Origin of the sequence: Dyella flagellata, assembly GCF_030160275.1 — a bacterium.
GTDB lineage: Bacteria > Pseudomonadota > Gammaproteobacteria > Xanthomonadales > Rhodanobacteraceae > Dyella_B > Dyella_B flagellata.
In genome coordinates, this window is the sequence record NZ_BSOA01000022.1 from 1 (window position 1) to 13,411 (window position 13,411).

The 13,411-nt window shown below is 63.4% G+C and carries 12 protein-coding genes and 4 tRNA genes; 3 read left to right on the plus strand and 13 right to left on the minus strand.

Translation table 11 applies throughout. The features are described 5' to 3' along the window. Positions 1 to 141 precede the first annotated feature (141 nt). The 13 genes from QQJ96_RS12060 to QQJ96_RS12120 all read right to left on the minus strand — a co-directional run bounded on the left by QQJ96_RS12060 (position 142) and on the right by QQJ96_RS12120 (position 8,567). Positions 142 to 217, minus strand: a tRNA-Thr gene (locus QQJ96_RS12060). A gap of 78 nt (positions 218 to 295) precedes the next feature. Continuing rightward, positions 296 to 369 (minus strand) — tRNA-Gly (locus QQJ96_RS12065). Positions 370 to 461: 92 nt separating this feature from the next. Continuing rightward, a tRNA-Tyr gene (locus tag QQJ96_RS12070) sits at positions 462 to 547 on the minus strand. 105 nt (positions 548 to 652) lie between these two features. Further along, entirely contained in the window at positions 653 to 1,141 is a 489-nt protein-coding gene (locus QQJ96_RS12075) for an acyl-CoA thioesterase (RefSeq protein WP_284332258.1), read from the minus strand. Positions 1,142 to 1,177: 36 nt separating this feature from the next. Further along, positions 1,178 to 1,675, minus strand: a complete 498-nt coding sequence (locus QQJ96_RS12080; RefSeq protein ID WP_284332259.1) for a GNAT family N-acetyltransferase — start codon at positions 1,673 to 1,675, stop codon at positions 1,178 to 1,180. Positions 1,676 to 1,747: 72 nt separating this feature from the next. After that, the gene (ychF, locus tag QQJ96_RS12085; RefSeq protein WP_284332260.1) at positions 1,748 to 2,839 is read right to left on the minus strand and encodes a redox-regulated ATPase YchF; all 1,092 of its coding nucleotides are present in this window, start codon (positions 2,837 to 2,839) and stop codon (positions 1,748 to 1,750) included. Positions 2,840 to 2,897: 58 nt separating this feature from the next. Continuing rightward, on the minus strand, positions 2,898 to 3,482 hold the full coding sequence (gene pth / locus QQJ96_RS12090; RefSeq protein WP_284332261.1) for an aminoacyl-tRNA hydrolase: 585 nt from the start codon (positions 3,480 to 3,482) through the stop codon (positions 2,898 to 2,900). Positions 3,483 to 3,566: 84 nt separating this feature from the next. Next, the gene (locus tag QQJ96_RS12095; protein WP_284332262.1) at positions 3,567 to 4,223 is read right to left on the minus strand and encodes a 50S ribosomal protein L25/general stress protein Ctc; all 657 of its coding nucleotides are present in this window, start codon (positions 4,221 to 4,223) and stop codon (positions 3,567 to 3,569) included. 225 nt (positions 4,224 to 4,448) lie between these two features. Then, complete coding sequence (locus QQJ96_RS12100) at positions 4,449 to 5,387, minus strand: ribose-phosphate diphosphokinase (RefSeq protein WP_284332343.1); 939 nt, start codon at positions 5,385 to 5,387, stop codon at positions 4,449 to 4,451. Between the two features lie 207 nt (positions 5,388 to 5,594). Further along, positions 5,595 to 5,671: transfer RNA gene (locus tag QQJ96_RS12105), tRNA-Gln, on the minus strand. Between the two features lie 118 nt (positions 5,672 to 5,789). After that, on the minus strand, positions 5,790 to 6,311 hold the full coding sequence (locus QQJ96_RS12110) for a GNAT family N-acetyltransferase (protein WP_284332263.1): 522 nt from the start codon (positions 6,309 to 6,311) through the stop codon (positions 5,790 to 5,792). Between the two features lie 25 nt (positions 6,312 to 6,336). Continuing rightward, positions 6,337 to 6,945 (minus strand): lipoprotein insertase outer membrane protein LolB, encoded by a 609-nt coding sequence (gene lolB / locus QQJ96_RS12115; protein WP_284332264.1) that lies wholly within the window; start codon positions 6,943 to 6,945, stop codon positions 6,337 to 6,339. Further along, the gene (locus QQJ96_RS12120) at positions 6,942 to 8,567 is read right to left on the minus strand and encodes a tetratricopeptide repeat protein (RefSeq protein ID WP_284332265.1); all 1,626 of its coding nucleotides are present in this window, start codon (positions 8,565 to 8,567) and stop codon (positions 6,942 to 6,944) included. Before QQJ96_RS12120 ends, lolB begins: the two co-directional genes overlap by 4 nt. A 195-nt stretch (positions 8,568 to 8,762) precedes the next feature. Here QQJ96_RS12120 and hemA point away from each other — a divergent pair, with 195 nt between their 5' ends. The 3 genes from hemA (at position 8,763) to QQJ96_RS12135 (ending at position 13,409) form a co-directional block, all read left to right on the plus strand. Next, positions 8,763 to 10,043 carry a glutamyl-tRNA reductase gene (gene hemA, locus QQJ96_RS12125; protein WP_284332266.1) on the plus strand — a complete coding sequence of 427 codons (1,281 nt, stop codon included), beginning with the start codon at positions 8,763 to 8,765 and terminating at the stop codon, positions 10,041 to 10,043. Between the two features lie 67 nt (positions 10,044 to 10,110). Beyond that, on the plus strand, positions 10,111 to 11,190 hold the full coding sequence (prfA, locus tag QQJ96_RS12130; RefSeq protein ID WP_284332267.1) for a peptide chain release factor 1: 1,080 nt from the start codon (positions 10,111 to 10,113) through the stop codon (positions 11,188 to 11,190). 116 nt (positions 11,191 to 11,306) lie between these two features. Then, positions 11,307 to 13,409, plus strand: a complete 2,103-nt coding sequence (locus QQJ96_RS12135; RefSeq protein WP_284332268.1) for an O-linked N-acetylglucosamine transferase, SPINDLY family protein — start codon at positions 11,307 to 11,309, stop codon at positions 13,407 to 13,409. Positions 13,410 to 13,411: the final 2 nt, after the last annotated feature.

Here is a 13,411-nt window from a genome sequence, read left to right on the forward strand (position 1 = left end):
CGTGACCGATCGTGCCCACGTTCACGTGCGGCTTGGTGCGTTCGAATTTACCCTTTGCCATGAGCGCAAAATCCCGATGGAGTCTGAGTGATAAGGAAATCTAAACGAGCTATCAGGCGATACCGCTTGTAGCCACATAGGTGGTGCTCATGACTGGAATCGAACCAGCGACCTCTTCCTTACCAAGGAAGTGCTCTACCGACTGAGCTACATGAGCAAATCTTTCGACCATCCTCCATGACGGCGAAGAGTAGACCGGCATCCTGCCGGACCCTTAAAAACCTGACGAGATCAATGGAGCGGGAGACGGGAATCGAACCCGCACCATCAGCTTGGAAGGCTGAGGTTCTACCATTGAACTACTCCCGCTCGGTGCGGAACTCGTCTCTGGACCGCATCAGCGAATTCAACCGCTTTTGCTACCAGCCTTCCAGCCTGACACAGTTACCCGTGAAGTTGACTGGTGGAGGGAGGTGGATTCGAACCACCGAAGGCGTAAGCCAGCAGATTTACAGTCTGCCCCCGTTGGCCGCTTGGGTATCCCTCCAACAAAGAACGGCTATTGTGTGGATCGAGGCCGGATGTGTCAACACCTGAACCAGGGGAAGCGGCCGATTTTCCAAGATTTTTTCGAGCAAAGCGCCATCTTGCTTCAGTCGTTTCCCGCGCCGCGCGTATCCACGTACTGCGCCATGCCCTTGGAAAGCTCAAGCAGATGTCGCGCCTGCTCCTGCAACTGACGTTCGTTCTCGTCGCGCGGCGTCCATGGCGGCACCGGCGTAGGCTTGCCCTCGGCCTTGTCCAGCGCCACGAACACCATCACGCAACTGGTCGCCAGGCGCTCCTCGCCCGTGCGCAGATCGCGTGCCAAAACGTCCACTGCCATCTGCATGCTGGAGGTGCCGGTATGAATCAGCTTGGCCCGCACGCTGACCATGTCGCCGATCAGGATCGGCTTGACGAACTGGATGCCGCTTACCGCTACCGTCACGCAGTACGCCCCGCTCCAGCCCACGGCGCAGGCATAACCGGCCTGGTCGATCCATTTCATCACCATGCCGCCGTGCACCTTGCCACCAAAGTTCACATCGGTGGGTTGGGCAAGAAAACGCAGGGTGACTTCGTGCTGCTGGCCGGACATGGACACTCCAACGGGTACGCCAATCGCAAGACGACATTATGCCTGCTTGTTGCGCCGCGTCGTCAGCCGAAGGCTCATGGGCGTGGTGATCACACCGCTGGGAGATGGCCGTTCCGGCCCTTCTGCATGAAAGCCTAGTCGTACATAAACCGGTACGGCACAGCGCGTTGCGTTAAGCGTAAATCGCCGCGTACCAGCGCGCCGAACAGCGTCATTCAAAGTGCGCTGCCACAGCCGCCGCGCAATGCCCCGCCCCTGATAGCGAGTACCGACGTAAAGATGCAAAAGATGGCTGTCGTCACGCATCGCCGCAACGCCCACCAATACCTCGCCCAAATAGGCCAGGTGGAAACGCTGGCCTTCGATGATCTTCTGACGCAGCGAGCCGGCAGAAAGACGCAGTAGCAATTCGCGGCCAATTTTTGGCGATTGCTCGGGCAAAACCCAGCGTCGCACGACGCGACGACTCAGTACGCCGATGGCGCAAGCATCATCTGCTTGGGCGAGTCGTATCCTCAATGCATCATGGGACATGAGCATCCACTCCATACGGGCAAATCTATGCTCGCATGGAAAAAGCCCCGCTTGCGCGGGGCCGGCTCAAACTCAGACATTGAACAGGAAGTGCAGCACATCGCCATCCTTGACGATGTAGTCCTTGCCTTCCTTGCGCAGCTTGCCCGCGGCGGCGGCGCCGGCTTCGCCCTTGTACTGGATGAAGTCGTCATAGCCCACCGTTTCGGCACGAATGAAGCCGCGCTCGAAATCAGTGTGGATCACGCCAGCCGCCTGCGGTGCGGTGAAACCGCGCTTGATGGTCCAGGCGCGCACTTCTTTCACGCCAGCGGTGAAATAGGTTTGCAGGTTGAGCAGCTTGTAGCCGGCGCGGATCACGCGATTGAGGCCGGGCTCTTCGAGTCCCAGGTCCTTGAGAAATTCGTCGCGGTCGGCGTCTTCGAGCTGCGAAAGCTCTTCTTCGATGGCGGCGCACACCGGCACCACCTCGGCGCCTTCGGCTACTGCACGCTGGCGCACGGCGTCCAGGTGCGGGTTGTTTTCAAAACCGTCCTCGCGCACGTTGGCGATGTACATCAGCGGCTTCAGGGTGAGCAGAAACAGGTCGCGCACCAGCGCCTTTTCCTCGTCATCCAGGCCCAGGCTGCGCGCGGTCCGGCCCTCATTAAGACCGGCGGCGAGTTTTTGCAGCACGGGCTTCTTGGCCAAGGCTTCCTTGTCATTGGCCTTGGCGGCGCGCTCGGCACGGTTCAGCGCCTTATCGACGGAATCGAGGTCGGCCAGTGCCAGCTCGGTATCGATGGTGTCGATGTCGGCAATGGGATCGACCTTGCCCGCCACGTGCACGATGTCGGTGTGCTCGAAGCAGCGCACCACATGCGCGATGGCATCCACCTCGCGGATATGCGCCAGGAATTTGTTGCCCAGGCCCTCGCCCTTGGAGGCGCCCGCGACCAGGCCCGCGATGTCGACGAACTCCACCGCGGTGGGGATCACCTTCTGCGGATTGACGATGTCCGACAACGCCTGCAGGCGCGTATCGGGCACCGGCACCACGCCCACGTTCGGCTCGATCGTGCAGAACGGGAAGTTGGCTGCGGCAATGCCCGCCTTGGTCAATGCGTTGAACAAGGTGGATTTGCCGACGTTAGGCAGGCCGACGATGCCGCATTTGATGCCCATGGTTTCTTGATCCGGGGTTGAAAGTGAAAAACGAAATAGTTAAGTGGCGATCGGCAACTCAACGCTTTGCCGGTGTGTGCAGCCGCTGCATGGCCTTGTCGAACTGCCCATCGACCGCCAGCGGCAGCACATCCAGTGCGCCGGCAATGCCCTCCAGCATCGCATCCTCGTCCTTGGCCGAAGGCCGGCCCAGCACCCACGGCGTAACCTGGTCCTTGTGGCCGGGATGACCGATGCCAAGGCGCAGGCGATGGAATTTGCCGTGGCCCAGATGGGCCATGATGTCGCGCAAGCCGTTCTGGCCGCCGTGGCCGCCATCGAACTTCAGGCGCACGGCGCCGGCGGGAAGATCCAGGTCGTCATGAGCGACCAGGCACTGCTCCGGCTCGATCTTGTAGTAGCGCAACGCGGAAGCGACAGCGATGCCGCTCTTGTTCATGAAGGTGGCCGGCTTCAACAGCCATACCGGCTCGCCGCCGATGCGCAGCTTGCAGGTCTCGCCATGCAGCTTGCCGTCGAAGCCGAAGCGCTCGCCCTGCCCTGCTGCCAGGGCGTCAACAAACCAGAACCCGGCGTTGTGCCGGGTTCTGAGGTATTCGGTACCGGGGTTACCCAGTCCGACGATGAGTCGTAGGCCTGCCATCGATCAGCTTGGAGTTGGCCGCAAGTGTGGCCCCTCAGCCCAATCCTCTCCCCGGAAGGGAGAGGGAGTAGGAGGCCAAACGGCTTACTTCTTGGGTTCCTTGGAAGCTTCGGCGGCCGGCTGGCCTTCGGCACCCTCGGCCGGCGCCGCGTCGACTTCTTCCTGCACGGTCACAGCCGTAACCACGGCCACGTCGTGATCGGCACCCAGATGCAGCGCCGGGATTTCCACGTTCGCCGGCAGCTTCAGCTGCGACAGGTGGATGATGTCGCCAGGCTTGAGGTCGGCCAGGTCCAGTTCGATGAACTCCGGCAGATCCTTCGGCAGGCAGGAGACTTCCACTTCGTTGAGGTTGTGCGAGATCACCACGCCAGCGGTCTTGCCGGCCGGGGACTTTTCCTGGTTGAGGAAGTGGACCGGCACGTTCACGCGGATCGCTTCGTTCTCGTTGATACGCAGGAAGTCCATGTGCAGCATCTGCTGCTTGAACGGATGCTTCTGCCAGTCGCGCACCAGCACCTTCTGCACCTTGCCGTCGACGTTCAGGTCCAGCACCGAGGAGAAGAACCACTCGTGCTTGGCGGCGAGCAGGATGGTGTTGTGCTCGATCTGGATGCTCTCGGCGGGCTGACCCGCACCGTAAACCACTGCGGGCACGAAGGACGCACGACGCAGGCGGCGGCTCGCACCTTTCCCCTCGTCTTTGCGCACTTGCGCCACGATTTCATGAGTCTTGGCCATGTTGGTATTGCCTTAGGTTTTTGAAAGCCGCCTCGCGGCGACCAAACTGACTCCCCCGCGACCAGGAGAGCCGGAACGCCCGCGGATGCGGGCGGAAAAGCGCATAAGTATACCGAAAAATACGCGAGGCCGCCCAGCGCGTAGGCTGGGATGGCAATCCCGGCATTGGGAGGCTGCGCGGTGAGCTGGGATTGTCATCCCAGCCTACGCCCCGCGGAGCCTCGCTCAGTCGATGTAGAGCGAACTCACCGACTCGCCAAAGGCGATGCGCCGGATCGTCTCCGCCAGCAGTTCCGCCACCGAAAGCTGGCGGATCTTGGCGCAGTTCCTGGCATCCTCGCGCAACGGCAAGGTGTTGGTGACCACCAGCTGGTCGAGCTGGGAGCCCTCCAGATTGCGGATTGCCGCGCCCGACAGCACCGGATGCACGCAGTAGGCGACTACCTTGCGGGCGCCGCGCTCCTTCAGGGCCGCAGCCGCCGCACACAGGGTGCCGGCGGTGTCGACGATGTCGTCCACCATCACGCAGGTCTTGCCTTCCACGTCGCCGATGATGTTCATCACCGTGGCCACGTTGGCCTTGGGGCGGCGTTTGTCGATGATGGCCAGATCGGCATCGTCCAGGCGCTTGGCGATGGCGCGTGCGCGCACCACGCCGCCCACGTCCGGGCTGACCACGATCAGGTCGTCCATGCTGTAGCTGCGCCAGATGTCGGCCAGCAGGATGGGCGAGGCGTAGACGTTGTCCACCGGCACGTCGAAGAAGCCCTGGATCTGGTCGGCATGCAGGTCGACGGTCAGCACGCGGTCCACGCCAGCGGTGCCGATCAGGCGAGCCACCAGCTTGGCGGTGATCGGCACGCGCGCAGAACGCGGGCGGCGATCCTGGCGGGCGTAGCCGAAATACGGCATCACCGCGGTAACGCTGGCCGCGGAGGCGCGCTTGAGCGCATCGACCAGGGTCAGCAGCTCGAACAGGTTCTCCGCGCTGGGTGCGCCGGTAGGCTGCACCACGAACACTTCCTGGCGGCGGACGTTCTCTTCGATCTCGATCTGCACTTCGCCGTCGCTGAACTTGCCGACCAGGGCCTTGCCCAGCGGGATCCCCAGGCGATGGGCGATATCCTCGGCCAGGGCACGGTGCGCATTGCCGGTAAACAGCATCGGGGTGGGCGTATCCACGATTGTTTTCCTCAGAACCTGGCTTATGGAGTCAGCTTGGGTGGTCAGGCGCGCTCCCGCCCCTTCCGACCCGCCCCTCCGGTACGTGCCCGAATGGAGCTTGAAAATCTTCGGGCACGCAAGTGCCCGATGCCATGCAGCCCATTCCCGGACTGCGCAAACGGAAGCCGAACGGCTCCCGCTGCGAAATGGCTGGGGCGGTAGGATTCGAACCTACGCATGCGGGAATCAAAATCCCGTGCCTTAACCAGCTTGGCGACGCCCCAGTATTGGTTGGGAATCTGCTATCCGGACCTGCGCTAAGGGCTCGCCGGGGAGCAAAGAAGGAAAATTGTGGCGGGAGGCGCAATGCGTGTCAATTCAATTTGTTGACCGCGCACCTTCTCAGGCCGAAAGCGAGCGCGACATGAATACGCGCAACTCCTGCGGAAACCCATTTTCGCGGTCGCGCTCGAGTGCATAGGCGTAGGCGGGATCGTTCTTGTCGACCACCACGAAGCCATGCCTGGTGTAGAACGGTGCGTTCCACGGCACGTCGGGCAGCGTCCCCAGGTCCATGCGGCGATAACCCTTCTCCTGCGCCCAGGCGCAGGCATGCTCAAGCAACGCCGAGCCGATGCCGCGCCGATGAAACTCCGGCAGCACGTCGATCTCGGCAAGGCTCACCACATCGCTGTGCAATTCCACGTCGAGCCATACGAAACCCACTACATCGCCGCTTGCTTCATCGAGGGCCACCCACACGAAGCCGCGCCGAATTTCTTCGGCGAGCAGGTCCTTCGGGATGGAGAGGCGGGAATAGAACCGCCACGCCGGATGATCGCGAAACAATTGCACCGCTGTGCGCTCGATGTCGCAAATGACGTCTACATGGGCGGCCGTGGCGCGCTGGATGCGGAATGACATCAGTTCAAATCCTTAAGGTGAAAACTCACTGCAGGCTCCACGATTCGATCGCCAGGCGCACCTTATACGGCGGCTTTTCGGCAAACACCTTCGCCGGCAGCGGTGGCTGGTGCGTCATGTCCCAGGCGGGATAACTCACCGTCCAGCCGTCCTGCTGCAGCACCGAAGGCAAGCGATCGTCGCCAAAACTCAGGTCGGCCTGCATACCTTGCGCCCGCAAGCCGAGTACCCAGGCACGCAGTTCGTCGAGCGGAACCTCCCAGTGCAACGCACGGCGCATCAGGCTTTCTGCATCCGGCCCGCGTTGCGGACCGCCTTCCGCGCCATCCAGCTCGGCGCCATCGGGGTTGCCGGTCAGACGATAGCTCTTGCCTGTAATCGGCGTGCGAAAAACGAACTCGTAGTGATCGCCGTCCTGGGTCCAGGTGAAACCGCCACTGCCTGCATCCTGGCCGTTGGACACACCCAGCTTGCCTTGCAAGACCCAGTGATTGGCGCTCGCCAGCTGCTGTTCGCGCGCATCCTGCTGCGCCAATGCAGCTGCATCGCCCTTGTTGCGCACCAGTTGTTGGGGCGCGCACGCTGCCAGCAGCAGCGGCGCGAGCGCTGCAAAAACACGTAGAGATGACTTCATGGCTCCAGCCGCTTCAAGGTTTGTTGCAGGGCGAGGTTGTGCGGATCTTCTCGGCGCACCTCATCGAACACTTGCTGCGCCTGCTCCCGATGCCCCTGCTTCCACAGTACTTCGCCGAGGTGAACACCGACATCGGCGTCCTTGCCGCTCTGCCACGCGTTGCGCAGCACCTCGGCGGCCTGATCCAGGTGGCCGAGCCGATACTGCAGCCAGCCCCACGAATCGGCGATCGAAGGATCGTTCGGCTTTGCCGCGCGCGCCGCGGCGATCAGTTGCTCGGCTTCCGACAGATCGCGCCCCGCGTCGGCGAGCGTAAAGCCCAACGCATTGCTGGCGTCGACGTCGCCCGGTTTGATCGTCAGCAGGCGGCGAAAATCCGCCACGGCCGGATCGATCTTGCCGATCTCCGCGTACGCCAGCCCGCGCCCATACAGCAAATCCGGATCATCGGGCACTACCTGCAGCGCATGGCTGAAGGAATCGATCGCCTCCGGGTAGCGCTTCTCGCGCAGATAGAGGTCGGCATCCACTTCATAGGCGCGACGCAGCTGCGCGGGCTGATCCAGATAGTCCGTCTGCATCTCCGCCAATTGCTGGTGCGCCTCCGCGCTGCGCCCGAGGTCCTGCAACAGGATCGCGCTGCGCAGGTCGGCGTCGAAGGCATGGTCGTCCTCGTCCGATACCTGGTCGTACCACTTCAGCGCCTCGTCCTTGTGGCCAAGCACCTCGGCAAGCTGGCCGAGCAGGTAGACACTGGTGTTGCGCACCTCGTCCGGGGCCTGCGAGAGCTGCGCATAAACCTGCTGCAGCGTCTTGTTGTCCTTGGCGTTGGCGGCCAAGGCGGCGCGCAGCGCATAGGTCTGCGCGTTCTGCGGACCTTTTTCGAGCAGATGGCTCGCCTGGGTGTACTGGCCGCTCTGACCCAGGAGGGACGCATAGGTCAGCCGCAGACCGATGTTGTTCGGGTCCTTCACCTGCGCCTGGCGCAGCAGATTGAGCCCCCCGCTGCGGTCGCCGTTGTTCAGCTTGAGCTGGGCGGCCCAGGCATACGTCTCAGCCGTGCCGAAACGCTTCAGAGCGCCATCGGCGATCTGCTGGGCGTAGACATGGCGGTTCAATTGCTCGCCCAGCTCGCTCATCGCCAGCCACGCCTTGGGGTCGGCCGGGAGATGGTCGGGCGTAGCGAGGGATTCCAGCAGGCGTCCGGCCAGCGCCGGATCGCGACTGCCGATCAGGACGCGGCCGAACATGCGCCACGCATCCTTGTCGCCGCTGCCGATCAGCAAGCCCAGCTGGCGGCTGGCTTCCTCGGCCTGCCCTTGCTCCATGGCCAGCTGGGCCCGAGCCTGTGCCAGCTGCGCGGTGCTCGCACCCAGCTTCTGCCAACGGTCGATGGCTTGCCGGGCGCCCTCCGGATCATGGATGGCGATGGCCAGGGCGGCGGCCTTGCCGGCCACCTCCGGATCGCTGGAGATCAGCATCGCCTTGGCATAGGACTGTGAGGCGGCCTTGAGATCCGAGCTCGACAACGCCAATTCACCAGCCAGCAACTGGGCCAGCAGGTCGTGGTCCGGGTCTGGCGTAGCCACTACCATTCGCGTCAGCGGCTGCGGTGACGCCATCGACGGGCCGCCTGCCCGATGGGGTGCCACCGCGCATCCGGCCAGCCCAAGCACGACCAACCCACCAGCTACAAAGCGCCGCACTTGCTTGAACTCGACCGTCCCGCTCAGCACACTATTCCTCCAACCAATTCGCCATTTTGGCGTACTTAGTTTACGCCGGCCAACGCCCGTCGCTCTCACTCGCATTACGCCATGAAGCTGATCGCCCTCGGGCTCAACCATCTCACCGCGCCGGTCAACCTGCGCGAGCAGGTGGCATTCGACGAAAGCGCGGCCAGCGAAGCGCTGCGCGAGCTTGCGCGCGAACCCGGCGTTGACGAAGCGCTGATCCTCTCCACCTGCAACCGTACCGAACTTTACGTCAGCGTAACGGCAGGCGCGGAGAACGTTCCACAAGAATGGCTCAGCCGCCACCACCGTCTGACTCCCGGCAAGCTTGACGAGTTCCTGTATCGCCATGATGACGAAGCTGCCGTGAGGCACATGTTTCGGGTCGCCACCGGCCTCGATTCGATGGTGCTGGGCGAACCGCAGATTCTCGGCCAGGTGAAGGATGCCTATCAGCAGGCGCGTGAGGCCCATGTGCTGAAGGCGCCCATGGATCGCCTGCTGCAGCACACCTTCGCCGTGGCCAAGCGCGTGCGTACCGATACGCGCATCGGCGCGCACACCGTATCGGTGGCTTTCACGGCCGTGCGGCTGGCCGAACGTGTGTTCACCGACTTGCGCCAGGCCTGCGTGCTGCTGATCGGTGCCGGCGACACCATCGAGCTGGCGGTGCGCCACTTGGCCGAAAAACAGGTGCGCCGACTGATCGTGGCCAATCGCACGCTGGAAAACGCGCAGGAACTGGCGGGTCGCCACGGCGGCTATGCGATTGCCCTGAGCGATCTGTCGCAGCATCTGGCCGAGGCGGATATCGTGATCGCCTCCACCGCCGCACGGCAGCCGGTGTTGACCCGCGCGGTGGTGGAAAAGGCGATTGCCGCACGCCGCCGCAAACCGATGTTCATGGTGGACATTGCCGTACCGCGCGATATCGAACCGGCGGTCGGCGAACTGCCGGACGTCTATCTCTACGGCATTGATGATCTGCGCCAGGTCATCGATGACAACCGCCGCTCGCGCGAAAACGCGGCGCGTGAGGCGGATGCGATCATCGACCTGCAGGTGGAGCGCTACATGGCCTGGCGCCGTGCGCTGACCATCCGCAATCCCGCCGTAGACCTGCGCGCACATGCCGAAACCTATCGCGACCAGGTGCTGGACAAGGCGCGCGCGATGTTAGCGCGCGGGAAGTCGCCTGACGAAGCCCTGGCCTTCCTGGCCAATACCCTGACCAACAAATTGCTGCACCATCCCAGTGCGCGGCTGCGCGAAGCCACACTCAGCGGCGATTACGATCTGCTGCATGCCGCCGGGCGGCTGTACGGCCTGGGCGAAGACGAAAAGCTGGAAGCGAACGACGAATAGCGAGTGCGGCTGGCTGCCGCGCTATGCATCGTTTCGCACGCCTTTCCTCCCCAGCCTTAGATCCTTCATGACACCTTCCATCCGCAGCAAACTCGAAGCCACCGTCGAGCGCCACGAAGAACTCGCCCTGCTGCTCGGCCAGGCCGAGGTGCTGGCCGACAACACGCGTTTCCGCGAACTGTCGCGCGAATACGCGCAGCTCCAGCCGGTCGCCGACGCCATGCGCGAGCTGACGAACACCGAACGCGAGCTCGCCGATGCGCGCGCCATGCTGGACGATCCGGAGCTGCGCGACATGGCCGCCGAGGATATTCCGCAGCTGGAAGCCCGCCTGGCCGAACTCGACAGCAATCTGCAATGCCTGTTGATCCCCAAGGATCCGCGCGACGAAGCCAACCTGTACCTTGAAGTGCGCGCCGGTTCCGGTGGTGACGAAGCCGCCATCTTCGCCGGCGACCTGTTCCGCATGTATACCCGCTATGCCGAGCGCCAGCGCTGGCAAGTGGAGGTCCTCAGCGAGCATCCCGGCGAGCATGGTGGCTACAAGGAAATCATCGCCCGCCTGGAAGGCAAGGGCGCCTACTCCCGGCTGAAATTCGAGTCGGGCGTGCATTGCGTGAAGCGCGTGCCGGTCACCGAGTCGCAGGGGCGCGTGCACACCTCCACCGCCACCGTGGCGGTGCTGCCGGAGCTGGACGAGATCGAGGACATCCAGATCTCGCCAGGCGACCTGAAGGTCGACACCTTTCGCGCCTCCGGCGCCGGCGGCCAGCACGTCAACAAGACAGATTCGGCGATCCGCATCACGCATCTGCCCAGCGGCATCGTGGTGGAATGCCAGGATGAGCGCAGTCAGCACAAGAACCGCGCCCGCGCCATGAGCCTGCTCAAGGCGCGCCTGCTGGACGAGGCACAGTCCAAGCAGACGGCCGAGCAGGCGCAGTCGCGGCGCCTGCAGGTGGGCACCGGCGATCGCAGCCAGCGCATCCGCACCTATCGCTACAAGGACAACCTGATTACCGACCACCGCATCGGCCTGGACCTGCACAACCTGCCGGATGTCATGCAAGGCCAGCTGGACGAGCTGTTCGGCACGCTCGCGCGGGAACACCAGGCAGACGAGCTGAAATCGCTCGCCGGACATTGACCGCCGCGGTTCGCGCTAATCTAAAGCCGTATTACAGGGGCAGTCTTTCCAGCTCGTCATGCCGGCGCTGATGGCAGGCCTACCCCCTTTTGTTCGTTTTGCCCTGCTGCCAGCCGATGACCAACGCGCCACTCACCGATATCAGCTCCACCCTGCAAAAGCTCACCGGGCTGCTGCAGCGCGACGCCAATGAGGAAGCAGCCAACTTCGCGGGCGAGGCACGCAGGCAATTTCCGGTATCGGCCGAGCTGATTCGCCTGCACGGCGTAGCCCTGCTGCGCCTGGGCCGGCGTCGCGAGGCGCAGACGGCGATGAATCGCGCCGCGGAACTGGCGCCGAACGACATCGAACTGCAGTGCAACCTGGCCTCCCTGTCCATGGCCGACGGCAAAGTCGGCGCCGCCATCGAGCGCCTGCAAAAGGCACAGACCAGGGCATCCGGGCATCCGGCACTACTGCAAGCGCTGGGCGCGGCCTATATGTCGAACGGGCAACATGCGCAAGGACGCGATGCCTTTGCGCAAGCCTTGCAGGCCATGCCGCAGCATCCCTCCTTGCGCCTCAACCTGGCTGCCGCGGAAATGGAACTGGGGCGTTTGGCGGAAGCCGAAAGCTTGGTGCGCCAAGTATTGCAGCAGGTACCGAACGCGGAAGTCGCCCACGCGATGCTAGGTCACTTGCTGCACCTGCAACGCCGCCCACGAGAGGCCGCCGCTTCGCTGCTGCAAGCCGGCAAGCTGGCGCCCGACAAAGTGCAGCACATGCTCCAGGCCGCGCTGATGTTCGATGAAGCCGGCGATCTCATTAACGCCCACGACGCTTTTACCGAAGCGCTGGCGCGCGCGCCCGATTCAGTGCCGGTGATGGGGCAATTGCTGTTCGTGCGCCGCCGGCTGTGCCGCTGGCAGGACATCGATGCACTCAGCGAACGGGTGATCCGCGCGGTCTCAGAAGACGCGCCGGGCGTGCATCCATTCGCGTTTCTTGCCGAAGAGGCCGACGCCGGCATGCAACTGCGTTGCGCGAAAACCTATGCGTCGATCATAGAAAGCCAGGCGGCGGCGTTTCGCCAGCAACTCAAGCTGCGCCACCAGTTGCCCATGCCCGATACACCAGTCCGCCTCGGCATGCTGGTGGAGGGTCTGAACGAAACAGCGTTCGGCCAGCACATCGTCGCCGTTATCGAGGCATTGGCCGAAAGCGATCTGGACGTTCATCTGTTCGCCATGATGCCGGACGACGGCAGTTCCGTGCGGCAGCGCCTCTCGGCAGCGGCAACGCTGCATGACGTTTCCGCGCTGAATCGCGCCGAGATTGCACAGCGCATTCATGGCATGGCCATCGAAGTGTTGTTCGACGTCAACGGTTATCGCAGCCGTGGCAACGCCGAACTGATGGCGTTGTGCCCCGCACCCGTTCAGGTCAACTGGCTGGGCTACAACGGCAGTTCTGGCGCACCGTGGATGGATTACCTGCTTACCGATGCCATCGTGCTGCCGCAGGAGCTGCGTGAACATGTCAGCGAAAAGGTCATCCGCCTCCAGCGCTGCCATCAACCGAACAATCCGCGGCGAGTGCGGTCGGAAGTGCCATCGCGTGCCGCTTGTGGCCTGCCGGAGCAAGCCATCGTATTCGCCTGCTTCAATGAAACGCAGGCCATCAACCCGGCGGTGTTCGCGCGCTGCATGCTGATCCTGCAGCAAGTGTCCGATAGCGTATTGTGGCTACTCACAGGGCCGGCCAATACCGACGAACGCCTGCGCCAGGCGGCAGCCGCACTCGATGTTGCACCCGAGCGCCTGATCTTCATGCCGCGCCTGCCCTATCCGGAGCTTCTGGCACGCTACGCGCACGTGGATCTGTACCTGGATACGCTACCCATCAACTCGCGCGCCCCTGCTGCGGATGCGTTATGGGCCGGATGCCCGGTGCTCACTCGTACCGGCAAGACCATGGCTTCGCGCACCGTAACGAGCCTGCTGCACCATTTGGGCCTGCCCGAACTGATCACGAGCGACAACGACTCTTTCATCGGCATGGCCACCGCGCTGGGCAACGATCCGGCAGCGTTGGCGACATTGCGCAAGCACATTACGCAGCAACGCGAGCGCAGTCCGTTGTTCGACGTGCGCGGCTTCGCGGCGGACTTCCGGCGTGCGGTGCTGACGATCAGCGCGCGCTACCGCATTGGGCGGCCACCGGCGCATATCGACCTGTAGGC

Coding starts and splice junctions, on each gene's coding strand:
- QQJ96_RS12075 (WP_284332258.1), bottom strand. CDS start 1,141: ATGTCCGGCCAGCAGCACGAAGTCACCCTGCGTTTTCTTGCCCAACCC.
- QQJ96_RS12080 (WP_284332259.1), bottom strand. CDS start 1,675: ATGTCCCATGATGCATTGAGGATACGACTCGCCCAAGCAGATGATGCT.
- ychF (WP_284332260.1), bottom strand. CDS start 2,839: ATGGGCATCAAATGCGGCATCGTCGGCCTGCCTAACGTCGGCAAATCC.
- pth (WP_284332261.1), bottom strand. CDS start 3,482: ATGGCAGGCCTACGACTCATCGTCGGACTGGGTAACCCCGGTACCGAA.
- QQJ96_RS12095 (WP_284332262.1), bottom strand. CDS start 4,223: ATGGCCAAGACTCATGAAATCGTGGCGCAAGTGCGCAAAGACGAGGGG.
- QQJ96_RS12100 (WP_284332343.1), bottom strand. CDS start 5,387: ATGCTGTTTACCGGCAATGCGCACCGTGCCCTGGCCGAGGATATCGCC.
- QQJ96_RS12110 (WP_284332263.1), bottom strand. CDS start 6,311: ATGTCATTCCGCATCCAGCGCGCCACGGCCGCCCATGTAGACGTCATT.
- lolB (WP_284332264.1), bottom strand. CDS start 6,945: ATGAAGTCATCTCTACGTGTTTTTGCAGCGCTCGCGCCGCTGCTGCTG.
- QQJ96_RS12120 (WP_284332265.1), bottom strand. CDS start 8,567: ATGGCGTCACCGCAGCCGCTGACGCGAATGGTAGTGGCTACGCCAGAC.
- hemA (WP_284332266.1), top strand. CDS start 8,763: ATGAAGCTGATCGCCCTCGGGCTCAACCATCTCACCGCGCCGGTCAAC.
- prfA (WP_284332267.1), top strand. CDS start 10,111: ATGACACCTTCCATCCGCAGCAAACTCGAAGCCACCGTCGAGCGCCAC.
- QQJ96_RS12135 (WP_284332268.1), top strand. CDS start 11,307: ATGACCAACGCGCCACTCACCGATATCAGCTCCACCCTGCAAAAGCTC.